This window comes from Streptomyces lucensis JCM 4490 (genome assembly GCF_014650035.1).
Classification (GTDB): Bacteria; Actinomycetota; Actinomycetes; order Streptomycetales; family Streptomycetaceae; genus Streptomyces; species Streptomyces lucensis.
Genome location: NZ_BMUE01000001.1, coordinates 697,372 through 717,805, shown reverse-complemented (window position 1 = coordinate 717,805; position 20,434 = coordinate 697,372). Strand labels below are relative to the sequence as shown.

At 71.4% G+C, this 20,434-nt stretch carries 23 protein-coding genes and 2 pseudogenes; 13 read left to right on the top strand and 12 right to left on the bottom strand.

Annotated features, from left to right (window positions below; genetic code table 11):
- Positions 1-89: 89 nt before the first annotated feature.
- The gene (locus IE177_RS03290; RefSeq protein ID WP_190013156.1) at positions 90-680 is read right to left on the bottom strand and encodes a DUF5994 family protein; all 591 of its coding nucleotides are present in this window, start codon (positions 678-680) and stop codon (positions 90-92) included.
- Between the two features lie 464 nt (positions 681-1,144).
- Here IE177_RS03290 and IE177_RS03285 point away from each other — a divergent pair, with 464 nt between their 5' ends.
- The 4 genes from IE177_RS03285 (at position 1,145) to IE177_RS03270 (ending at position 4,461) form a co-directional block, all read left to right on the top strand.
- Positions 1,145-1,732 (top strand): DUF5994 family protein, encoded by a 588-nt coding sequence (locus IE177_RS03285; RefSeq protein ID WP_229815868.1) that lies wholly within the window; start codon positions 1,145-1,147, stop codon positions 1,730-1,732.
- Between the two features lie 10 nt (positions 1,733-1,742).
- Complete coding sequence (locus tag IE177_RS03280; protein WP_190013155.1) at positions 1,743-2,024, top strand: hypothetical protein; 282 nt, start codon at positions 1,743-1,745, stop codon at positions 2,022-2,024.
- A 157-nt stretch (positions 2,025-2,181) separates the two neighbouring features.
- Entirely contained in the window at positions 2,182-3,045 is an 864-nt protein-coding gene (locus IE177_RS03275; RefSeq protein WP_190013154.1) for a slipin family protein, read from the top strand.
- A 147-nt stretch (positions 3,046-3,192) separates the two neighbouring features.
- Positions 3,193-4,461 (top strand): ATP-binding protein, encoded by a 1,269-nt coding sequence (locus tag IE177_RS03270; RefSeq protein WP_190013153.1) that lies wholly within the window; start codon positions 3,193-3,195, stop codon positions 4,459-4,461.
- Between the two features lie 38 nt (positions 4,462-4,499).
- On the opposite strand, the gene IE177_RS03265 is transcribed toward IE177_RS03270, so the two are convergent.
- The 4 genes from IE177_RS03265 to IE177_RS03250 form a co-directional block, all read right to left on the bottom strand.
- Positions 4,500-4,985: a DUF5994 family protein gene (locus IE177_RS03265; protein WP_190013152.1), complete on the bottom strand. Its 486-nt coding sequence runs from the start codon at positions 4,983-4,985 to the stop codon at positions 4,500-4,502.
- A gap of 212 nt (positions 4,986-5,197) precedes the next feature.
- Positions 5,198-5,470: a hypothetical protein gene (locus IE177_RS03260; RefSeq protein WP_067135309.1), complete on the bottom strand. Its 273-nt coding sequence runs from the start codon at positions 5,468-5,470 to the stop codon at positions 5,198-5,200.
- Positions 5,471-5,732: 262 nt separating this feature from the next.
- A complete protein-coding gene (locus IE177_RS03255) occupies positions 5,733-6,269 on the bottom strand; it encodes a DUF5994 family protein (protein WP_190013151.1) in 537 nt (178 codons plus the stop codon).
- 189 nt (positions 6,270-6,458) lie between these two features.
- On the bottom strand, positions 6,459-7,436 hold the full coding sequence (locus IE177_RS03250) for a magnesium transporter CorA family protein (protein WP_190013150.1): 978 nt from the start codon (positions 7,434-7,436) through the stop codon (positions 6,459-6,461).
- A 438-nt stretch (positions 7,437-7,874) separates the two neighbouring features.
- Here IE177_RS03250 and IE177_RS03245 point away from each other — a divergent pair, with 438 nt between their 5' ends.
- The 4 genes and pseudogenes from IE177_RS03245 (at position 7,875) to IE177_RS03230 (ending at position 10,117) form a co-directional block, all read left to right on the top strand.
- Complete coding sequence (locus IE177_RS03245; RefSeq protein WP_190013149.1) at positions 7,875-8,276, top strand: helix-turn-helix transcriptional regulator; 402 nt, start codon at positions 7,875-7,877, stop codon at positions 8,274-8,276.
- 41 nt (positions 8,277-8,317) lie between these two features.
- Positions 8,318-8,734 (top strand): VOC family protein, encoded by a 417-nt coding sequence (locus IE177_RS03240; RefSeq protein ID WP_190013148.1) that lies wholly within the window; start codon positions 8,318-8,320, stop codon positions 8,732-8,734.
- Between the two features lie 43 nt (positions 8,735-8,777).
- Positions 8,778-9,543: pseudogene (locus IE177_RS03235) on the top strand (VOC family protein).
- Positions 9,544-9,739: 196 nt separating this feature from the next.
- On the top strand, positions 9,740-10,117 hold the full coding sequence (locus tag IE177_RS03230) for a peptidoglycan-binding domain-containing protein (RefSeq protein ID WP_229815867.1): 378 nt from the start codon (positions 9,740-9,742) through the stop codon (positions 10,115-10,117).
- Positions 10,118-10,136: 19 nt separating this feature from the next.
- On the opposite strand, the gene IE177_RS03225 is transcribed toward IE177_RS03230, so the two are convergent.
- The 5 genes and pseudogenes from IE177_RS03225 to IE177_RS03205 all read right to left on the bottom strand — a co-directional run bounded on the left by IE177_RS03225 (position 10,137) and on the right by IE177_RS03205 (position 14,284).
- On the bottom strand, positions 10,137-10,469 hold the full coding sequence (locus IE177_RS03225; RefSeq protein WP_190013147.1) for a DUF952 domain-containing protein: 333 nt from the start codon (positions 10,467-10,469) through the stop codon (positions 10,137-10,139).
- A gap of 63 nt (positions 10,470-10,532) precedes the next feature.
- Entirely contained in the window at positions 10,533-10,733 is a 201-nt protein-coding gene (locus tag IE177_RS03220) for a hypothetical protein (RefSeq protein WP_190013146.1), read from the bottom strand.
- Between the two features lie 55 nt (positions 10,734-10,788).
- Positions 10,789-11,369 (bottom strand): annotated as a pseudogene (locus tag IE177_RS03215) (dihydrofolate reductase family protein).
- A 244-nt stretch (positions 11,370-11,613) separates the two neighbouring features.
- Entirely contained in the window at positions 11,614-12,765 is a 1,152-nt protein-coding gene (locus IE177_RS03210) for a family 2 encapsulin nanocompartment cargo protein polyprenyl transferase (protein ID WP_190013145.1), read from the bottom strand.
- A 112-nt stretch (positions 12,766-12,877) separates the two neighbouring features.
- Positions 12,878-14,284 (bottom strand): family 2B encapsulin nanocompartment shell protein, encoded by a 1,407-nt coding sequence (locus IE177_RS03205; protein ID WP_190013144.1) that lies wholly within the window; start codon positions 14,282-14,284, stop codon positions 12,878-12,880.
- A gap of 295 nt (positions 14,285-14,579) precedes the next feature.
- Between IE177_RS03205 and IE177_RS03200 the strand changes: the two genes are divergently transcribed.
- Positions 14,580-15,185 carry an N-acetylmuramoyl-L-alanine amidase gene (locus IE177_RS03200; protein ID WP_190013143.1) on the top strand — a complete coding sequence of 202 codons (606 nt, stop codon included), beginning with the start codon at positions 14,580-14,582 and terminating at the stop codon, positions 15,183-15,185.
- A 93-nt stretch (positions 15,186-15,278) separates the two neighbouring features.
- Positions 15,279-16,160: a 1-aminocyclopropane-1-carboxylate deaminase/D-cysteine desulfhydrase gene (locus tag IE177_RS03195; RefSeq protein WP_190013142.1), complete on the top strand. Its 882-nt coding sequence runs from the start codon at positions 15,279-15,281 to the stop codon at positions 16,158-16,160.
- A gap of 20 nt (positions 16,161-16,180) precedes the next feature.
- On the opposite strand, the gene IE177_RS03190 is transcribed toward IE177_RS03195, so the two are convergent.
- A complete protein-coding gene (locus tag IE177_RS03190; protein ID WP_190013141.1) occupies positions 16,181-17,776 on the bottom strand; it encodes a Na+/H+ antiporter in 1,596 nt (531 codons plus the stop codon).
- Between the two features lie 58 nt (positions 17,777-17,834).
- Between IE177_RS03190 and IE177_RS03185 the strand changes: the two genes are divergently transcribed.
- The 3 genes from IE177_RS03185 (at position 17,835) to IE177_RS03175 (ending at position 19,951) form a co-directional block, all read left to right on the top strand.
- Positions 17,835-18,095 carry a UBP-type zinc finger domain-containing protein gene (locus tag IE177_RS03185; RefSeq protein WP_190013140.1) on the top strand — a complete coding sequence of 87 codons (261 nt, stop codon included), beginning with the start codon at positions 17,835-17,837 and terminating at the stop codon, positions 18,093-18,095.
- Positions 18,096-18,404: 309 nt separating this feature from the next.
- Complete coding sequence (locus IE177_RS03180; protein WP_009190566.1) at positions 18,405-18,821, top strand: ATP-binding protein; 417 nt, start codon at positions 18,405-18,407, stop codon at positions 18,819-18,821.
- The gene (locus tag IE177_RS03175) at positions 18,818-19,951 is read left to right on the top strand and encodes an RNA polymerase sigma factor SigF (protein WP_373305001.1); all 1,134 of its coding nucleotides are present in this window, start codon (positions 18,818-18,820) and stop codon (positions 19,949-19,951) included. Before IE177_RS03180 ends, IE177_RS03175 begins: the two co-directional genes overlap by 4 nt.
- A 9-nt stretch (positions 19,952-19,960) precedes the next feature.
- On the opposite strand, the gene IE177_RS03170 is transcribed toward IE177_RS03175, so the two are convergent.
- Positions 19,961-20,419, bottom strand: coding sequence for a hypothetical protein (locus tag IE177_RS03170; RefSeq protein ID WP_190013138.1), 459 nt, complete (start codon positions 20,417-20,419; stop codon positions 19,961-19,963).
- Positions 20,420-20,434: the final 15 nt, after the last annotated feature.

Sequence of the window (20,434 nt, the reverse complement as noted above, 5' to 3'; positions counted from 1 at the left end):
GTGGCTCGCAGTGAACAGCTGAATCACGATCGCACCCAAGGCGGTCCTGACGAGGAGCACGCTCACCGTCGCGACGGTGTCCATGCCTCTCACGTGCCTTCTGCCGAGGTCGGCACGTGGCCGATGACCGCTCCGGTAGGGGTACGTGCGTCGTGTCCGCCTTCGGAGTCCCAGACCGCCTCCCGGAGCGAGTCCCAGGCGGCCGCTGCCTCTGCCGCGGTGCGGAAGCGTTCGGCCTCAAGGATCAGGCCGGTCGCCGTGAGGCTCCGCGACGGGTCGGTGGCCGTGGCCATCATCCGGGCCGCGGTGGCCGGCTCCGTCTCCGGTGGGATCACCAGCAGGTCCCAGCGGCCGACGGTGTAGGAGAGCAGCAGCAGCTTGTGCGGGTCTTGCTCGGCCTCGAACCAGCCGACGTGTACCACGTGCCCGTGAACGGGCACCTTTCGCGGGATGACCGGCCAGAACGTGGGGTTCACCGTTACCCGGGTGATCCGCCCCCACAGCGGGTCGAGGACCTCGATGAGCGCCGGAAGCTCCGCGTTCAGGTCGCGGGAGCGGGGCCACCAGGCACCGTCGATCAGGGCCGGAGCGGTGTCGGCGGGTGCCAGTACGAGTCGGGTGGGCAACGAAGAAGGGGTCCGCTCCTCGACCGCGGGCGTCAACAGAATGGTCGCGGTCATGATGCGGACCCAACCCCGGGCCGGTCACGGCCGGCCCGGTTGTCATGAATCGCCGAGAACGACCCCGGCGTGGAACCGGTGTACGAGATGCTCTCGGTAATCACCAGGATACTCCTCGCCCACGCCCGGCGGACCGATGGGGAGCGACGGGCTGAACGAAACACGAGGGACACCTCCCACGCAACACAGCCAAGGAGTGCTGGACCAGGGCATGCGTGCGGTCGGGCGTGAGACCGGTCTGGCAACCGGCATACGACACACCCCTGGCGCCTTCAGCCGGCCCCACCGGTATCGACAGCCGCTTCGCAGCATGCGGCGTCGTCTCCACAGCCGCCCCGGCCTGTGCGGAGTACCGTGGACAACACCGAGGGCATTTCGCACACCGGCTTCCACGTCGGGGTCGTTCTCGGCGAGAGATGAATCCCGGGGTCGCCGCGAAGGCGGCCCGGAGACGGGTCCGCATCATGTCGGCGACCTTGCACCAACCCCTGCCACAGCACGAGCCCGTCGCAGCCCCGGCCGCGCGTCTCGCGCTGAAGAGCGACGGGCCGTCCCGCGGCCTCCTGGACGGTGCCTGGTGGCCCCGCTCCCGGGACCTGCTGAGCGAGCTGCCCGCACTGACCGATGTGCTGGACCCCCTGTGGGGCCGCATCACCCGCATCGCCGTCAACCCGAAGTACTGGCCGGTCATCCCGCACGACATTCCCGTGGACGGTCATGTCGTCAAGGCCGGCTGGTTCACCCCGGAGATCGACCCGCACAAGCTGCTGCTGCTCTCCTATGGCACCGGCCGCTGGGATCTGCTGGTCATCCCACCCGAGACCGGGGCGGAGTCGGCGGCCCGCCTGATGGCGGCCGCGTCCGACTACGACGGTCCGCCGCTGACCGCGAGCGCGCTCATCACCGCGGACGAGGCCCGGCACGCCGTTTCCGCGGCCGACCGGCCACTCGATCGGGACGAGGCATGGGAGTACGAGGGCGGCGCCTCCTCGACCTCCGCGGCCGTTCCCGCACAGGCCGGTGGCGTCAGCCGCCTGATCATCGGCATGTGAGACGGCCGTCATGAACACCTTCCTGACGACCGCCGCCTTCCTGGTCCTCATCGCAGCCGCGGCATTCGTGATCCACCGGCTCAACATCGAGCACGCGGAGAGAATCGCCGTGCACCGGTACAGTCGCGCCCTGCCCGGCGGCCCGCGCCGCGGAACCGACGCGGCACAACCTCCTGCGGGACCGGCACTGTCCAAGTCGCCGACCGCCGGCGAACGACGTGACCACCGCGACGGGGGCCGCGGCCGCTTCCCAGCGCGCCGCCGCCGCAACCGCACCACTCACCACACATGACGAGGCGACGTTCCCGGCCTCCGCGCACCGACTGCCGGCGCGGGCCCGTATCGACGGGCTTCGGCCCCGCCTCACAAACGACGCAGCCATGTGCGGGGATCTCGACCGGCGGGTCCCCGCACCACGTGGCCATGGGCCTCGTGCCGAGGAGCAGCACATGCAAGTCCCGATCGTTCTCATCGTCGTGATCGGCCTCTTGGCCGTCCTGGCCCTCGCCCTGTCCGTGAAGGTCGTCAAGCAGTACGAGAAGGGAGTGCTGCTCCGCTTCGGCCGACTGGTCGGAACACGCTCCCCGGGGCTGCGGTTCATCATCCCGTTCGCCGACGTCCTGCACCGGGTGTCGCTGCGGGTCGTCACCATGCCGATCCAGTCCCAGGGCATCATCACCCGCGACAACGTGAGCGTCGACGTGTCGGCCGTCGCCTACTTCCGGGTCGTCGACGCCGTGAAGTCGGTCGTCGCCGTCGAGAACGTCAACACGGCGATCAACCAGATCGCCCAGACCACCCTGCGGAAGGTCGTCGGCCGGCACACGCTCGACGAGACGCTGTCGGAGACGGACCGTATCAACCTGGACATCCGCCAGATCCTCGACGTCACCACCGTCGACTGGGGTGTGCAGGTCACGCTGGTCGAGCTCAAGGACATCCAGCTGCCCGACACCATGAAGCGCGCCATGGCCCGCCAGGCCGAGGCGGAGCGGGAGAAGCGAGCGAAGATCATCAACGCGGAGGGCGAGTCCCTGGCCGCGGCCGCGCTCGGTGACGCCTCGGACACCATGATGGCCCACCCCCTGGCGCTTCAACTGCGCAATCTCCAGAGCCTGGTGGAGATCGGTGTCGACCAGAACACCACCGTAGTCTTCCCCGCCCCCCTCATGAGCACGATCGGCGAGCTCGGCTCCTTCCTCGCCCGGGAAACCGCGGCCGCCGCACCTACCGCGTCTACGCCACTGGCCGGCGCCGGCCGCACCGCCAAGTCCGTCAGCCCGGCCGACGACGCTCCCGACACCGCAGCGTGACCCGACTGCCACCATCACTGCATCCCGCGGTGATGGCGCGGCCGAGCGGTCCGTGCCACCGGGACGGACTCGTGGCCGACGCCTGTCGTGCGCACCCTTCGGACATCGGCTGATGATGGAAGTACGGCCGAACACGCGGAGCTGATCATGACGGGCTGGCGGGTCAGGGACTACACCCAGGACGATCTCGAAGCGGTGATCCGAGTCGACATGGAGAGCGGCACGACCGAGGAGCCGCCGCTCTTCCCGCTCTCGGACGCCGTGACGGCTCTCCAGGCCCGCCACCCGGCTGTGGTGGCCACGGCCGACGACGTGCTGATCGGCGCCGCGGTGAGCAGGGTGGAGGGCGAACGGGCATGGATCCTGCGCATCTGCATGGCGCCCGCCTGGCGGCAGCGCGGGCTGGGCAGTGCCCTGGTCACCGCCCTTGAGCAACGGCTCTTCGCCGCCGGCGTCCGAGCGGTGCACGCCGTCCTGCCCGAGGGCGAGACCGGTGCCACCGCCCTTCGCAACTGCGACTTCGGCGCCCGCCCTGGGCTGGTCTTCTTCGAAAAGCGCGGGCCGGTGACCCCGCAGTCGGCCGGCACGCTGTCCTCGCTCGGAGCGGAGCTGCCGCCAGGGGGACTGTGGCAGAAAGTCGCGGGCATGCAACGGGAGAAGCAGCTCATCGAGCGGCGCCTGGTCCTGCCGCTGGCCCATCCCGAACTGGCCGCCCAGCACGGAGTGGAACTGCCACGGGCGGTGATGCTGTTCGGCCCGCCCGGGACCGGCAAGAGCACCTTCGCGCACGCGATCGCCAGCCGCCTGGTATGGCCCTTCCTCGAACTGTTCCCCGCCCGTCTTGCCGCCGAGTACGGCCTGGCGACCGGGCTGAACCGACGTTTCGAGGAGATCGCCCGGCTCGACCACGTCCTCGTCTTCATCGACGAGGTCGAGGAGATCGCCGGCGAACGCGGCGGCGCGGACGCGACCGCTGTCGGCGTCGTCAACGAACTGCTCAAGGCGATCGTCCGGTTCCGAAGCCAGGACGGACGGCTGCTCGTCTGCGCCACGAACAACGTGACCACGCTCGACTCCGCGTTCCTGCGGCACGGCCGCTTCGACTACGTGCTGCCGATCGGCCCTCCCGACCACACCGCCAGGACCGCACTGTGGGAGAGCTACCTGGCCCGAGCGGGCGCGCGGGCCGACAGCGCGGCACTCGCGTCCGCCAGCGAGGGGTTCACCCCCGCCGACATCGCCCACGCGGCGCGCACCGTCTCCCAGGCCCAGTTCGAGCGCACCTTCGACACCGGAACCCGGACCACCCCCACCACCGACGACTACCTGGACACCATCCGCGACACCAAGCCCACGGTCAGCGCCGCCATGGCCCAGGAATTCGCCCAGCAGACGGAGAAGTTCGCCCGCATCTAGCATCCAGGCCGGCGGGGAGCCGATCTGCGACGGACGTGTCAGGCCGGCGTAGACGGCGTGTCGCCGCCCGTGTCGATGAGGATCTGCCTGGCCTCGGTGACGTTGTCCGCCCGGACGGCCCGGGCCATCGCGGCGCGTGCCGCGTCGGGCGACGCGTCCGGAGGGACCAGCAACAGAGAGAAAAGGTCCCCTTCGCCTCGGGTGATGAGGACGGTGTCGTCACCGACCGGGAAGGAATCGATGCGCACGACTCGGCCGTCGACCATCACCCGGGTCGGCAGTCCGTCCCATGCACTGTCGTCCAGACCGACACGGGTGACAGGCCCGAGATGCTCGGTCAACGCGGAGATCAGCGAGGGGAGCTCGGCACCGATGTCCCGGGACCGCGGCCACCAGGCACCGTCCAGGATTCCCTCGCGTGCGTGTGTCGTCTCCAGCCTCAGCAGGGCCGTCCCCGGTCTCACCGACCGGTGAACGGCGTCCGGCAGGAGCCTGGGGAGGCCGGGGGTGTCTGAGTCGGCCATGATGTCCGCCCATCCGCAGAGAGCAGTGCGACCGCAGAGCGTGCGACCGCGATACAGCCCTGCTACCTCACGGTACTCCGCACGACGCTCGCGCGAGCGCCTCGCCGCACGGCGCGGTTACGGAAACAGGCAACGGCTCCGGCGTATACCCGCCGGAGCCGCCCTTCCGGGTCATTGCACGTGAGCGTGCGCCGACCCGCTTTCGCGGCGGCTCAGCCACGCCCTTCCTCTTCCGTCTCCATCTGCCGGATCCCCTGGTGCGTCAGCGTGATCATCGCGGGCGTGTTGCCCCTCCCCCAGTCCACGACGACCCAGCCTTCGCCCGCCAGGTACATACAGGCAGCGGCCATGTCCTGCTCAGGGATACCGAGGTCGTTGCGGAGCTTCGCCCCATCGACGCCCAGGAGGCGATTGCCCTCGGCGGCTTGGTACAGAGCCTGCATGATCCTCTCGCGGTACGTCTTCCGGTCTCGCAATATCGCCATGACGCGCCTTCCTCTACTGCCCTCGGTCGGGCCGAAGTCGATGTCATCCGCGGTCGCCGTCGCGGTGGGTCGCGGCGGAGCGCCCGCGTCCACCGCCGACCGACGGTGCCTCCGGGGCCGACGCCCGATCCCCGGCAGAACATCGCTGTAGTGGAAGGCAGCGATCCGTTCGTCGTGCTGACCATTGAGCTGGTGGATCAGAACGACTCCGACGGTGATCAGAAGGAGCAGTACGGCCACGGCGATGACAGTCATGGTTCTCTCACCTCCGCCGACCGCCGGGCGAAGGCCCTGTCGAGCCGATGGGCCGGGGCAGGGACGACGGCCGACCCGCTCCGCCGTCGGTCTCCCACGCTTCTTCCCTGATCCGGGCGTCGATCCTGTCTGCTGCTTCCTCGCGGGCCGGGGCATCGATGCCGCCGCCCGCCATCAGCTGCGCGGCGGCATCCGCACCGGTCTCCGGCGGAATCACCAGCACGTCCCGGCGGCCATCGGCGGAGAAGAAGGTCAGTCTGTGCGGATCCTGCTCCTCGGTGGACCAGCCCACGTGCACCGTGCGCCCGGCCACGGACACCCGACACGGGATGACGGGCCAGTGGGCAGGGTTCACCGCGATACCTGTGATGCGGCCCCAGAGATCACCCAGGGCGGCTGTCAAGGGTGGCAGCTCACGGGTGAGGGCACGGGAGCGAGGCCACCACGTGCCGTCCAGCCCGCCCGGCGCGGGCGTCAGGGACAGCCGAGCCGGCTGCGGCGGCGCGCGCCAGCTCGATGTCGTACGGTCAATGGTCACGGCCATGGCGCGGACCTGTCCCCGGGCTCGTGGGTGCGGCCCGGCATTGTCGATCACCGGAAACGGCACCCGCAGCGGAGCCGGTGCGCGAAGGCCTCCCGGTGCCTTCACACTACTCCGCTCACCGGCTCGAAAAGCCCGGGATGACCAGGTAGTTTCCTGCCTTCGGGGCCTGGTCGCCGGTGCCGATGCCGGTCAGAGCCAGTCCTTGCGCTTGAACGTCAGATACAGCAATGCGGACAGGAGCACGATGACGGCGGCGGAGGTGATGAATCCCGACTCGCGGCCGAAACCGGGATAGGGGAGATTCTGGCCGTAGTAGCCGGTGATCGCGGTGGGAACGGCGATGATCGCGGCCCAGCTCGTCACCTTCTTCATGATCAGGTTCATGCTGTTGGCCTGGACCGAGAGGTTCGTCTCCATGACCGAGGCCACCAGGTCCCGCAGTGATTCCGTCCACTCGGTCGCACGCAGCACGTGGTCGTAGACGTCCTGGTAGTACGGGACGAGAGGGTCGGTGATCAGATGCAGGCCGGGGCGCATGAGCCCGTTGACCACCTCGCGCATCGGAAGCACGACGCGGCGCAGCTGGACGAGCGACTTACGCAGTGCGAAGACCCGGCGCTGCACGGCTTCGATCTCGCGGCGCCCGGCCGCGAAGAGCAGGCCCTCCAGCTCCTCGATGCTGTCGTCCAGTTGCTGGACCGCGGCGAAGTGTCCGTCCACGAGATGGTCGAGCAGACCGTGCAGCAGGAATCCGACGCCGTGGCCGGCCAGGTCCGGGCTCTCGTCCCAGCGGGCGACGACGTCCTCGATGTCGAGGCCGTCGTCCTTGCGGACGGTGATCATGGCCTGACTGGTGAGGAATACGGCGATCTCGCTGTACGTCAGCTGCGCACCGTCCGGGCTGATGGTCACGGCATAGGCGCTGAGGAACTCGTGGGTGCGATAGCGGTCGAGTTTCGGCCGCTGCCCACGCTGCGCGGCATCCTCCAAAGCCAGTTCGTGGATGCCGAACTCCTGACCGAGCATGGTGAACTCGGCGTTCCCGGGCCGGTACAGGTCCAGCCACAGGACCGACGCCGGATCAGCGAGATGCGCAGAGACGTCACTGGCGGGAAAGTCCTCCAGGACGAGAGTGCCGTCGTGATACAGCCGGGTGCGCGTCACCATGGCCCGAGGCTAGTCTCTTGCGCCTCGACCATCCCGTTTCGTCCCGATTGCCAGCGCGGCAGGCTCTGGAGATCACCGGCGGTCGGCACAATCCGTGACACGTCGGCTCCGGCCCGCCAAGGGTACGGCGTCAGCCGCCTATACCCCCGGGCCGGGACAGCAGTCCGCGCACAGTCCGCAGGACACCCGCTCAAGACCGTCGCGCCCCATCGCCACCAATCACCAAAAGGCCAGGTCAGCGCCCCACAGGAATGATCTCCGCAGGTCACCGACCTGGCCCGCTACTAGGAGACCAAGAAGGCCTGATCCCCGATCACGCCACGGACCCGGGATCCCCCGGATCCTCCGGTCCCCCGGCCCGCACCCGGCCCGCGGCCCCGCCGAACACGGCGTGGTCCCGGCGGTCCGGGTGCGGGCTTCTTCTGCGAAGCTGGGGGCATGACCGCCCTGGAGGACCTCAGACGGCTGCGGCGGGTGCGCGACCGGATGGACCGTGAGTACGCCGAGCCGCTGGAGATGGCCGTGCTGGCCCGCGACGCCCTGATGTCGCCGGGTCACTTCCAGCGCAGTTTCCGCAAGGCCTTCGGGGAGACCCCCTACAGCTATCTCATGACCCGCCGGATCGAGCGGGCCAAGGCGCTGCTGCGCCGGGGCGACCTGAGCGTGACCGAGGTGTGCCTCGCCGTCGGCTGCACCTCGCTCGGCTCCTTCAGCTCCCGCTTCACCGAACTGGTCGGCGAGACGCCGAGCGCCTACCGGGCCCGGTCCCACGAGGCGAGCGCGGTGATCCCGTCCTGCGTCGCCCGGACCTTCACCCGCCCTCGCCGCCGGCCCTGGTGAGGCCCCGCGCGTCAGGACGCGAAGGAGCCTAGCGTGACCCCATGGACGTGAAACTCAAGCAGTGCTTCATCGCGGTGGACGACCACGACAAGGCCCTCGCCTTCTACCGCGACGTGCTCGGCCTGGAGGTCCGCAACGACGTGGCCTTCGAGAACATGCGCTGGGTGACCCTGGGCTCGCCGCTCCAGCCGGACGTGGAGATCGTGCTGGAGCCGCCCGGCGCGAACCCGGACGCCTCCCCCGCCGACCGGCAGGCGATGGCCGAACTGCTCGCCAAGGGCATGCTGCGCGGCGTCATCTTCACCACCGAGGACTGCGACGCGCTGTTCGAGCGGGTGCGGGAGTCCGGCGCGGATGTGCTGCAGGAGCCGACGGACCAGCCGTACGGCGTGCGCGACTGCGCCTTCCGGGATCCGGCGGGGAACCAGCTGCGCTTCCTCCAGCGGCCCGCGGGATGATCTCCCCTGCGGCGGGCCGGGGTTCACGCCTACACTTCCGGCCGTGACCATCCGCTGGACCTACGCCTTCGCCGACCGGCCCGCCGCCCGCCTGACGGGGGCGCGCGCCTTCTGGACGGCCGTCACCGGCACCCGTCTGTCCGAAACCCCGGGGCGAGCACGGCGAGTTCGTGACGCTGCTGCCCGGCGAGGGCCAGGGGGCGGATGCGTGCGTGAAGCTCCAGGGCGTGGGCGAGGGTGACGGCGGGGCCCATGTGGACCTGTGCGCCGAGGACGTGCGGGAGCTGGCCGGGCTCGCCCGGACCCTTGGCGCGGAGCCGGTGGCGGACCACGGGGACTGGGCCGTGCTGCGGTCGCCCGGGGGGCACTTGTTCTGCGTCGTGCCCTGGCTGGGCGAGTCGGTGCGGCCGCCGGTGGTGGCGGGCAGCCGCCTGGACCAGGTGTGCCTCGACATCCCGCCGTCCGCGTACGGCACCGAGACCGAGTTCTGGGCCCGGCTCACCGGCTGGCGGCAACGGGCGGGGTCCCGGCCGGAGTTCACGGTGCTGGAGCCGCCGCCGGGCCTCCCGGTCCGGCTCCTGCTCCAGCGGCTGGACGACGAGCGCCCCGCCTCCGCCCATCTCGACCTCGCCTGCGCGGACATCGCCGCGGTCCGCGCGCGGCACGAGGAGCTGGGGGCCGTCTTCGTACGCCAGGGCGCCCACTGGGCGGTGCTGCGCGATCCGGCCGGCGGCACGTACTGCCTGACCGGCCGGGACCCGGTGACGGGCGGTCTGCCGGAGGGCGGCCGGCGGTCCACCGTCGCGTAGCCCCGGGAGGACCCGTGCGCCGCCGGTGTGCGGTCGCGCGTCGTTGACCGTACGTTGGCCGGTTGTTGGCAGCGCCACCGAGACTCTTCCCTGTCCGACCGCGGGGCCACGAGGCCCCGTCTTCCGCCCGGGAACGGCCACCATGTGCCGTCCGGGCTCCGGCTGACAGTCGGGTCACGAGAAAACAGAGGGTCCCTTGAGCAACATCTCCATGCGTCGGCGCGGTGCGTTCCTGTCCGCGGCCGCCGCGCTCGTCACCGTCGGCGTCCTGAGCGGCACGGCGCAGGCCGTGCCGAACTCCGGTTCCCTCTATGTCGGTTACGGCAGGAGCAACGCGTACGCCAGCGTCAAGTGCGTCCAGCAGATCTCCAACTCCCTGCACTACCAGACCGGCTACCACACGGTCGCCGTGGACGGCTCGTTCGGCCGCGACACCTACGGGGCGATCCTGGCCGTCCAGAAGTGGGCGGGACTGCAGCAGGACGGCGTCGTCGGTCCGCAGACCGGCAACGTCATGATCGAGGCCACCAAGGACGAGTACGGCTGCTACCCGTACCTGCCCACCCTCAGGTGACGTCCGGCACCCGGCCCGGTCACGCCCACGGCTCCACGTCGACCACGGCGTCGACCGGCACCGGGCCGTACACGTGCGGGAACTCCTCCCCGCCCGGCTGCACGGCCTCGTACTTCACCGGCACGCCGACCCTGGCCGGGTCGACGACGAGGACGACCAGTTCGTCCGGGCCGTCGTAGTCGCCGTAGAGGAAGGCGGCGACGCGCGGAAGCTGCTCACGTGTGGAGAAGTGGATGAAGCCCTCCTCCGCCAGGGTGCGGCCGCGTGTCGACGTCTCGAAGGCGCCGCGCTCGCGCGCCGCCTCCCACACGGAGCGTTCGGTGACGTGGAAGATGCGGGGCAGTTTCGGCATGCGCCCACGCTACGACGGCGCCGGCACGCGGCGCGCGGGCGCGTTTCCGGACCGGGCCGGGGGTCACTTGCCCGCGGGCTCCCCGGGGTGCTGCCGGGCGGTCGGGCCGGCCTGCGGGGCGGGGGCGGCGTTGGACGCGCAGTCCGGGCTGCGGCACGGGCCCGGGCTCCACACCGGCACCCAGGCGCCCAGCGTCTTGTGCCGCCGGACGACGGTCGCGACCGGCTGTCCGCAGACGGGACAGACGGCTTCCTCCCTGTCCATGCCCCCAGGGTAGGACGGCCGCGCGGCCGGCGCTTCCCGGCGCACGTCCGCGCGCTCAGCGCTTCCTGGTGTACGTCCGTACGACCACGCCGTTGGCGAAGGTGCGCACCCCGTCGAGGGTGAACTCCTTGATGTCGAGGCCGGTGGTGAACATCGGCATGCCCATGCCGTAGACGATCGGGTAGGACTTGATGACGAGTTCGTCGATCTCGTCGAACAGTTCCCCGGCGATGCGCGAGCCGCCGCACAGGTAGATGTCCAGTCCGCCTTCCTCGGCCTTGAGCGCGCGGACCCGTTCCACCAGGCCGTCGGCGATGATCTCGACGTGCGGGTCGGGTGAGGCGCCCAGGGTCCGGGAGGCGACGTACTCGCGCAGGTGGCCGTAGGGGCTGGTGATGCCCGCCCTGAGCCCCTCGTCGTAGCTGGCCCGGCCCTGGACGACGGTGTCGAACCGCTTGTTCGGGAGGTGGTCGGCACCGAGGTGGACGCGACCCTGGGTGGATATGGTCTCGGGGAACTCCGCCTTGAGGAACGCGAGGTACTCCTCGTCCAGGAAGCGGAGCATCTCCGAGGCGTCGCCGTGCTCGTCCCCGATGAAGCCGTCGAGCAGGCGATGAAGTACGAGAGCTTGCGCAAGCTGATCTCTTTCGGTGGAGATTCGGCGCGATCGGTTGACCACTCCGGTTGCAGTGCTTCAGTTGTAGTACCGCGATGGGGGTCAGCGCAAGGCTTTTCCGAACACACGGCGACGGGCCCCGCACACCGTGGGGATGTGCGGGGCCCGCCCGACCGGAGTGTCCGGGTGTCCGTGCGGGGTCAGGAACCGCACGGACCCGGTGACTCCGGGGTCCTGCCGGGCTGCCGGGTGGCCCGGCGGCGTTCAACTGCTGCGCCGGGTCACGAACTCGGCGAGTGCCAGCAGACCGCCCGCCGACTCCGGGTCAGCGACCGCGCGGGCGAGTTCCTGCATGGCGCGGGCCATGCGGTCGGCCGCCTCCGCCTGCGCCCAGTCCCGGCCACCGGCCCGCTCGACGGCCTGCGTCGCACGTGTGATCTCCTCGGCCGCGTCCGCCGCCTCCTTCACGTGGGGCTTCCCGTACAGCGAGGCGAGTTCGGCCGCCGCCGGGGTACCGGCGGCGAGCGCCGCCACCACGGGCAGGGACTTCTTGCGGGCCACGAGGTCCGCTCCGGCCGGCTTGCCGGTGCGGCGCGGGTCGCCCCATATGCCGATGACGTCGTCGATCAGCTGGAAGGCGAGCCCGGCCTGGCGGCCGAAGCCGTCCAGCGCGGCCACGTCCTCCTCCCCGGCGCCCGCGTACAGCGCGCCGATGGCGCAGGCGCAGCCCAGCAACGCGCCGGTCTTCGCCTCGGCCATGACGAGCACCTCGTCGAGGGTGACCTCGTCCGGGGCCCGCCGCTCCAGATCGGTGTCGGTGTGCTGGCCGGCGCACAGCTCCACCACACAGGCCGTGAGCCGGGCGGCGGCCGGTACGGCGGCGGGGTGCGGGTCCTCGGCGAGCAGCCGGAGGGCCAGTGCCTGCAGGGCGTCCCCGGCGAGGATCGCACCGGTGTCGCCGAACACCGTCCAGGCCGTCGGCCGGTGCCGTCTGGTGGTGTCCCGGTCCATCACGTCGTCGTGCAGCAACGTGAAGTTGTGAACCAGTTCGACCGCCGCTGCCGCCCGGACGGCCGCCGCCCCGGCCGCCGGGCCGCCGAGCGCGGCGGCGGCGGCCAGGACGAGCGCGGGCCGTACGGCCTTGCCGGCGCTGCCCGCCGCCGGGGTGCCGTCGGCCTGCCGCCAGCCGAAGTGGTAGAGCGCGATGCTGCGCATGGCGCCGGGCAGCGACTCGACGGCCGCGCGCAGCTCGGGGTCGACCAGGGCTCGCGTGCGCTCCAGCAGCGCCGCGGCCTCCTCCTGCCCGTCGAGCGGACCGGTGGCGTTCTCCCCCGTCCCGCCCCGGCGGCCCTCCGCCGTCCCGGCACGCGGCACGGCGGGCGCGCGGTGTTCCGTCTCCGTCATGAACCTGGCCATGCCTCCCCCTCGTCACGTCCGCCGGCACCGGCGCCGCCGGCCCGGGCGGACGCGTACCCCCGGGGTCTACCCGCCCCGGAAGGCCGGGACACGGCCACGGCGTGCGGGGACGTCACCGCCATCGGCCGATCTCGACGTTCTCCAGCACACCGAGCGCGTCGGGCACCAGGACGGCGGCCGAGTAGTAGGCCGTCACGAGGTACTTGATGATGGCCTGTTCGTTGATGCCCATGAACCGGACGGACAGGCTCGGCTCGATCTCGTCCGGGACGCCGGACTGCCTGAGGCCGATCACGCCCTGCTCGGCCTCGCCGGTACGCATGGCGATGACGGAGGTCGTGCGGGCCTCGCTGATCGGGATCTTGTTGCACGGGTAGATCGGCACGCCGCGCCAGGTGGGGATGCGGTGGCCGGCGATGTCGATCGTCTCCGGGACCAGTCCCCGCTTGTTCAGCTCACGTCCGATCGCGGAGATCGCGCGCGGGTGGGCCAGGAGCAGCTTGGTGCCCCGGCGGCGGCTGAGCAGCTCGTCCAGGTCGTCCGGGCTCGGCACGCCGTCGTGCGGCTGGATCCGCTGGTCGTACTCGCAGTTGTGGAGGAGGCCGAACTCCCGGTTGTTGACCAGTTCGTGCTCCTGACGCTCCTTGAGCGCCTCGACCGTGAGCCGCAACTGCTGCTCGGTCTGGTTCATCGGCTGGTTGTACAGGTCGGCCACGCGCGTGTGGATGCGCAGCACGGTCTGGGCGATGCTCAGTTCGTACTCGCGGGGCCGGGCCTCGTAGTCCACGAAGGTGTGCGGGATGTCCGCCTCCCCGGAGTGGCCGGCCGCCAGCTCGACCTCCTTCTCGCCGTACTTGTTGGTGCGTTGCCGGGGGATCGCGCGCAGCCCTTCCAGGTGCTCGCGGAGGGTGGCGGAGCGCTCCGCCACCTGCTCGAAGTCCTGGCGGCCGAGGATGAGCACCGTGGTCGCGGTGTCCGCGCGGAGGGTGTACTCCCAGATGGCGTCCGAGTCCAGCAGCGCCTGGTCGCCGAAGTAGGCGCCGTCGGCGAGGACCCCGAGGACGGCGTCGTCGCCGTACGGGCCGGTGCCGACCTTCTCCACCCTGCCGTGGGCCAGCAGGTACACGCCGCTCGTCTGGTTGCCGAAGTCGGCGATCACCTCGCCGGGCGCGAAGTCGCGCTGCCGGCAGCGCCGGGCCAGCTCCGTCAGCACCTCGTGGTCCTCGTACGACCGCAGGGCCGGCAGCTCGCCGAGTTCGGCCGGGATGACCTCCACCTGGTCCCCGGTCTTGACGAAGGTGATGCGGCCGTCACCGACCGCGTAGGTCAGGCGCCTGTTCACCCGGTACGTGCCGCCCTGGACGTCCACCCAGGGGAGCGTGCGCAGCAGCCAGCGGGAGCTGATCTCCTGCATCTGCGGCGCGGACTTGGTGGTGGTGGCCAGGTTCCGCGCTGCCGCCGTCCCGAGGGACTGCTGCGGCCTGCCGTCATCCGTGCGGACCTCTTCGCCTACCGACATAAGGAAACGCCCTCTCATGTATGCCCGGCGCCGACTCGCACACCGGTCTCACACACCAGCGTTCCATCACGCAACGTGCCCGCACCATTACCCGAAAGAGCGGGAATGGATCATCGCACTACTGGGCAGAAAGAGGGATCTTGTCCATGACCGGCCCGGATGCCCGTCATGTCCGGATCGGCTCGCACGCCGTCCGAACGATGTGTCCGCGACGTCCGGTTTCGGTAGAAGCCCGCGGTACGGGGTGGCCGCCGCCGGCGGTCACCGGGCACGGCACGGCACGAAGGAGTCGGTCATGGCCCCACCCATGTCCGCCGGCGAGTTCCTGGACGCCCTCGGGGCGGAGGGCCTCACGGTCGTCGAGGTCGGCGACTGGCGGCACCACAACCGCAACCACAAGGGCCCCTGGGGTCCCGTCCACGGCGTGATGATCCACCACACGGTGACCCGGGGCAGCGCGCGCACGGTGGAGATCTGCCGCGACGGCGACCCGGCGCTGCCGGGCCCGCTGTGCCACGGCGTGATCACCAAGGACGGCATGGTCCACCTCGTCGGCTACGGCCGCACCAACCACGCCGGGCTCGGTGACGACGACGTCCTGAGGGCCGTCATCGCCGAGAAGGGCCTGCCGCCGGACACCGAGGCGAACACCGACGGCAACCGGCACTTCTACGGCTTCGAGTGCGAGAACCTGGGCGACGGCGAGGACCCGTGGCCCGAGGCCCAGCTTGAGGCGATCGTGCGGGCGGCGGCCGCGGTGTGCCGGCGGCACGACTGGACGCAGCGGTCGGTGATCGGCCACCGGGAGTGGCAGCCGGGCAAGGTGGACCCGCGCGGGTTCTCGATGGCATGGCTGCGCAGGCGGATCGAGAAGCGGCTGCGGGAGGCGGGCGGGGAGTAGGGCGTGCCCGCCACGGGCCGCCCGTCCCCGCTGGCCGGTCAGGCGGTTCCCGGTGCCCCTTCAGGGCGACGATCCCGCGGGTGACAATGAACCGTGACCAGCACCGCCCCGCTCGCTCCCCGCCTCCCCTCCCCGCTCCAGGAGGTGCGCGACGACCGTTTCGACCGCCACGGCGTCCGTCTCCTCCTCAAGCGCGACGACCTGATCCATCCGGAGCTGATCGGCAACAAGTGGCGCAAGCTGGTGCCGAACATCGAGGCGGCGGGCGGACGGCCGCTGGTCACCTTCGGCGGCGCCTACTCCAACCACCTGCGGGCCACCGCCGCCGCGGGCCGCCTCCTCGGCTTCCCCACGGTCGGCGTGGTCCGCGGGCAGGAGCTGGCGGACCGCCCGCTCAACCCGTCCCTGGCCCGGTGCGCGGCCGACGGCATGCGCCTGCACTTCGTGGACCGGGCGGCGTACCGGCGCAAGACCGAGCCGCGGACGCTGGCCGGCATGCTCCGGGCGGCCGGTGCGCGGGACGCGTACGTGGTGCCGGAGGGCGGCAGCAACGCGGCGGCGGTACGGGGCTGCGGGGCCCTGGGCGAGGAGCTGCGGGGGCGGGCCGGCGTGGTGGCGATCGCCTGCGGCACGGGCGGCACGCTGGCCGGTCTGGCGGCCGGGCTGGGCGCGGGGCAGCGGGTGATGGGGGTGCCGGTGCTCAGGGGCGGGTTCCTGGAGGGTGACATACGCCGCCTGCAGGAGGAGGCCTTCGGCGGCCGGCGGGGTCACTGGTCGCTCGACGAGCGGTTCCATTTCGGCGGGTACGCGCGCGTGCCCGCCGAACTGGAAGCGTTCGCCCAGGATTTCGAACAGCGGCACGGGGTGCCGGTGGAGCGGCTGTATGTCGCCAAACTGCTCTACGCGCTCGCCGCGCTCGCCGGGGAAGGGGCGTTCCCGCGCGGTACGGCCGTGGCGGCCGTGCTGACCGCCTGATCACGGCCGGCGCGCCCGCCTCACGCCTCCTCCCGGAAGGCGGCGGCCTCCTCCAGGTCGAGCCGGCGCAACAGGGTGCGGAGCATCTCGTCGTCGATGTAGCGGTGGTCGCGGAGCTTGACGAACACCTCGCGTTCGGCACCGATCATCTCGCGGGACAGCCGGCGGTAGGTGTCGTCCACGGACTCGCCGGTGACCGGGTTGGTCTGGCCGAGGCGCTCCCAGACGGCGTTGCGGCGGCGTTCCAGGACCTGGCGCAGCCGCTCCGCGAGCGGTGGGGGCAGGGTGTTGCGCTCGTCGGTGAGGAGTTCGTCGAGGCGGGTCTCGGCGGCCCGGGAGGCCTGCGCCTGGGCGTTGGCCTCGGCGAGCGTCTCGGCCTGCCGGTCGCGGCCCGGGAAACGGAGCAGGCGGATCAGCGGGGCGAGGGTCAGGCCCTGGACGACCAGTGTGCCGATGACGGTGGCGAAGGTCAGGAAGAGGATCAGGTTCCGCTGCGGGAAGGGGCTGCCGTCGTCCACCGTCAGCGGGATCGAGAAGGCGATGGCCAGCGAGACCACTCCCCGCATCGCGGCCCAGGAGGTCACGATCGGCGCCCGCCAGGTCGGGTTCTCCTCCCGCTCCCGGACCCGTCGGGACAGCAGGCGCGGCAGGAACGCGGCCGGGTACACCCACACGAACCGGGCCACGACCACCACGGCGAAGACCGCGACCGCGTACCAGAGCGCGTCGATGCCCTGGTACTGCCGGATGCCGCGGATCACCACCGGCAGCTGGAGGCCGATCAGCGCGAAGACCGCCGACTCCAGCAGGAAGGCCACCATGCGCCACACCGCCTCCTCCTGGAGCCGGGTGGCGAAGTCGACCTCCCACGCGTGGTGCCCGAGATAGACCGCGACCACGACGACCGCGAGGACGCCGGAGCCGTGGAACTGCTCGGCCACGCCGTAGGCGACGAAGGGGATCAGCAGGGAGAGGGTGTTCTGCAGCAGCGCCTCGGTCAGATGCGTGCGCAGCCAGTGGATCGGCATCATCAGCACGAGACCGACGACGACCCCGCCGACCGCGGCCCGCAGGAACTCACCGATCCCGCCGGCCCAGGTGGCGCCCGCCCCGACGGCGGCGGCGAGGGCCACCTTGTAGGCGGTGATCGCGGTGGCGTCGTTGAGCAGCGACTCGCCCTGCAGGATGGTGGTGATCCTGGACGGCAGACCCACCCGGCGGGCGATCGCGGCGGCCGCGACCGCGTCCGTCGGCGCCACCACCGCGCCCAGCACCAGGGCCGCGGGCAGCGGCAGCCCGGGGACGACGAGGTAGGCGACCCAGCCGACGGCGAGGGTCGCGAACAGCACGTACCCGATCGACAGCAGTCCCACGGGCCGCTTCTGCGCGCGCAGGTCGAGGTACGAGCTCTCGGTGCCCTCCTTGTACAGGAGCGGAGGCAGCACCAGGGGCAGCACGACCTCGGGGTCCAGCGCGTAGTGGGGGACCCCGGGGAGATAGGAGACCGCCAGGCCGGCGGCGACCAGCAGCAGGGGCGCGGGCACCGGCGTGCGCCGCGCGGCCCCCGCCACCGCCGCGCTCCCCGCCACCAGCAACAGCAGCGGCATCACGTCCATGTCGTCCCCGCCTCTTTTTCCGCGCGGTCACCCGCACACCCGTCGTAATCTGGCAATCATGAAACAGTGCACGCACGCCGACGCGCTGCCGCACCCGGAACCGGAGGCGCTGAACCAGACCTGCCCGGAGTGCCTGCGGGACGGCACGCACCCGGTGCAGCTGCGGCTCTGCCTGACCTGTGGTCACGTCGGCTGCTGCGACTCCTCCCCGGGACGGCACGCGACGGAGCATCATGAGAAGTCAGGGCATCCGGTGATGCGGACCTTCGAACCGGGCGAGGACTGGCGGTGGTGTTTCGTGGACCACGTACTGGTCTGAGCGCGCCGCCGTCCACCGCGTTCCCCCTCGGCCGCCATTTCGTGTGACACTGCATTGCGGCCGCGGCCGCACGACGGTTCGAGCGCCTGACGCCTGGGTACGTCAATCCGGCGCGCGCTCTTCCCATTTGGTCACGCGAACCCTCTAGACACGGAGCGTATCCACAGCTTTACTGTGAGTGACGCCAGGGGGTTGGGGTCCCGGGACAGGAACGTTCGGAGCGCGATAGCGTCACCGCGGAACCACGTACGCGTTACCCCGGGGGGCGACCCTCGGCCCCGTAGAGCTTGTACCACCATGGAGGTGAGGGTGTCCCAGATCGCAGGCGAGCCCGCGGCGAACCAGGACTTCGTGGAAGTCCGGCTTCCGGCTGCGGGTGCCTACCTGTCGGTGCTGCGGACGGCCACGGCCGGTCTGGCGGCCCGCTTGGACTTCACCCTGGACGAGATCGAGGACCTGCGCATCGCCGTGGACGAGGCCTGCGCGATCCTGCTCCAGCAGGCCGTCCCCGGCTCCGTGCTCAGCTGCGTCTTCCGGCTGGTCGACGACTCGCTGGAGGTCACGGTGTCGGCGCCGACCACGGACGGGCACGCCCCCTCGCGGGACACCTTCGCCTGGACCGTGCTGTCGGCCCTCGCCGGCAAGGTCTCGTCCGCCGTCGACGAGGACAAGACCGTGTCGATCAGCCTCTACAAACAGCGCGGCGCGGGTCCCGGGCCGGCGTGAGGAACGGGGACGGTCCGGTGCGGGACGAAGAGCGCGGCACACGCGAGCTGCCGGCCGGGGACGGGGGTGCCCCCTGGCCGACCGCGGCCGAGACGTCCGGGGAGACTCCCCGGGACGGTTCCCGGCGCACGGCGGAGGGCATCGACGGCATCCCCGAGCAGGCCAGGCCGCACCCGGAGGACGACTCCGCGCGCAGCGACGCCGACACGGCCGCGCCGGGCGTGCCGCCGACGGGGGCTGGCGGTGCCTCCCCCGCCGGCCGCTCGGGGGCGAGGGCTCGGGGAAGGGCTACGGGCGGGACCATGAGCGAGCACGAGCGGTACGCCGGGGACGACGCGGTGCGCGCGGAGGCCGTGCAGGCCCCGCACCACGACCCCCAGGACCGCAGCGGGGCGCGGGCCAAGTTCGTCGAGCTGCGCGGACTGAGGGAGGGCAGCCCCGAGTACGCGGAGCTGCGCAACCAGCTGGTCCGTATGCACCTGCCGCTCGTGGAGCACCTGGCGCGCCGGTTCCGCAACCGTGGCGAGCCGCTGGACGACCTCACCCAGGTCGCCACGATCGGCCTGATCAAGTCCGTCGACCGGTTCGACCCGGAGCGCGGGGTGGAGTTCTCCACGTACGCCACCCCGACCGTCGTCGGCGAGATCAAGCGGCACTTCCGCGACAAGGGCTGGGCGGTCCGTGTGCCGCGCCGGCTGCAGGAGCTGCGGCTCGCGCTGACCACGGCCACGGCGGAGCTGTCCCAGCTGCACGGCCGCTCCCCCACGGTCCACGAGCTGGCCGAGAAGCTCGCCATCTCCGAGGAGGAGGTCCTGGAGGGCCTGGAGTCCGCGAACGCGTACTCCACGCTGTCCCTGGACGTTCCCGACACCGACGACGAGTCCCCGGCGGTCGCCGACACCCTCGGCGCCGAGGACGAGGCGCTGGAGGGCGTGGAGTACCGCGAGTCCCTCAAACCGCTGCTGGAGGACCTGCCGCCGCGGGAGAAGCGCATCCTGCTGCTGCGCTTCTTCGGGAACATGACCCAGTCGCAGATCGCGCAGGAGGTCGGCATCTCGCAGATGCACGTCTCCCGGCTGCTGGCCCGCACACTGGCCCAGCTGCGGGAGAAGCTGCTGGTGGAGGAGTAGGACGCCCCCCTACTCGGTCCGGCCCGGTCCCTTGATGCCGAGGGCCCGGGTCGTCTCGCCGTTGACGAGGAGCACCAGCGCCGTCAGCGCGGCCGCCGCCAGGGCGATACCGACCGGGATGGCCATGCTGTCGGCCTGGAGCAGGCTGTAGGCCACCGGGAGGGCTATCACCTGCGTGATCACCGCGGGACCACGGCTCCAGCCACGGCGCAGCAGCAGCCCGCGTGCGGCGAGCAGCGGCAGCAGCGCCAGCACGGCGAGGGTGATCCCGAGGGTGACGGCCTGCTGCCGGCCGTCCGGTTCGCCGGTGAGACCGAGGACGAGCACCCACAGGCCGCCGGCCAGCAGGCCGGCCCCCTCGACGGCGGCCAGCGCGGCCGCGTACGTCAGCCGGCGCGGGCGCGGCCCGGCGGCGACGGGTTCGGGGGTGTCCGTGGTGTCCTGGACGGCTTTCCGCTCACTGCTCACCCCAGCAGGGTAGCC

What these genes read in the sequence shown, in the direction of transcription:
- IE177_RS03290 (WP_190013156.1), bottom strand. Translation starts at nt 680, where the DNA reads ATGACCGCGACCATTCTGTTGACGCCCGCGGTCGAGGAGCGGACCCCT.
- IE177_RS03285 (WP_229815868.1), top strand. Translation starts at nt 1,145, where the DNA reads ATGTCGGCGACCTTGCACCAACCCCTGCCACAGCACGAGCCCGTCGCA.
- IE177_RS03280 (WP_190013155.1), top strand. Translation starts at nt 1,743, where the DNA reads ATGAACACCTTCCTGACGACCGCCGCCTTCCTGGTCCTCATCGCAGCC.
- IE177_RS03275 (WP_190013154.1), top strand. Translation starts at nt 2,182, where the DNA reads ATGCAAGTCCCGATCGTTCTCATCGTCGTGATCGGCCTCTTGGCCGTC.
- IE177_RS03270 (WP_190013153.1), top strand. Translation starts at nt 3,193, where the DNA reads ATGACGGGCTGGCGGGTCAGGGACTACACCCAGGACGATCTCGAAGCG.
- IE177_RS03265 (WP_190013152.1), bottom strand. Translation starts at nt 4,985, where the DNA reads ATGGCCGACTCAGACACCCCCGGCCTCCCCAGGCTCCTGCCGGACGCC.
- IE177_RS03260 (WP_067135309.1), bottom strand. Translation starts at nt 5,470, where the DNA reads ATGGCGATATTGCGAGACCGGAAGACGTACCGCGAGAGGATCATGCAG.
- IE177_RS03255 (WP_190013151.1), bottom strand. Translation starts at nt 6,269, where the DNA reads ATGGCCGTGACCATTGACCGTACGACATCGAGCTGGCGCGCGCCGCCG.
- IE177_RS03250 (WP_190013150.1), bottom strand. Translation starts at nt 7,436, where the DNA reads ATGGTGACGCGCACCCGGCTGTATCACGACGGCACTCTCGTCCTGGAG.
- IE177_RS03245 (WP_190013149.1), top strand. Translation starts at nt 7,875, where the DNA reads ATGACCGCCCTGGAGGACCTCAGACGGCTGCGGCGGGTGCGCGACCGG.
- IE177_RS03240 (WP_190013148.1), top strand. Translation starts at nt 8,318, where the DNA reads ATGGACGTGAAACTCAAGCAGTGCTTCATCGCGGTGGACGACCACGAC.
- IE177_RS03225 (WP_190013147.1), bottom strand. Translation starts at nt 10,469, where the DNA reads ATGCCGAAACTGCCCCGCATCTTCCACGTCACCGAACGCTCCGTGTGG.
- IE177_RS03220 (WP_190013146.1), bottom strand. Translation starts at nt 10,733, where the DNA reads ATGGACAGGGAGGAAGCCGTCTGTCCCGTCTGCGGACAGCCGGTCGCG.
- IE177_RS03210 (WP_190013145.1), bottom strand. Translation starts at nt 12,765, where the DNA reads ATGGCCAGGTTCATGACGGAGACGGAACACCGCGCGCCCGCCGTGCCG.
- IE177_RS03205 (WP_190013144.1), bottom strand. Translation starts at nt 14,284, where the DNA reads ATGTCGGTAGGCGAAGAGGTCCGCACGGATGACGGCAGGCCGCAGCAG.
- IE177_RS03200 (WP_190013143.1), top strand. Translation starts at nt 14,580, where the DNA reads ATGGCCCCACCCATGTCCGCCGGCGAGTTCCTGGACGCCCTCGGGGCG.
- IE177_RS03190 (WP_190013141.1), bottom strand. Translation starts at nt 17,776, where the DNA reads ATGGACGTGATGCCGCTGCTGTTGCTGGTGGCGGGGAGCGCGGCGGTG.
- IE177_RS03185 (WP_190013140.1), top strand. Translation starts at nt 17,835, where the DNA reads ATGAAACAGTGCACGCACGCCGACGCGCTGCCGCACCCGGAACCGGAG.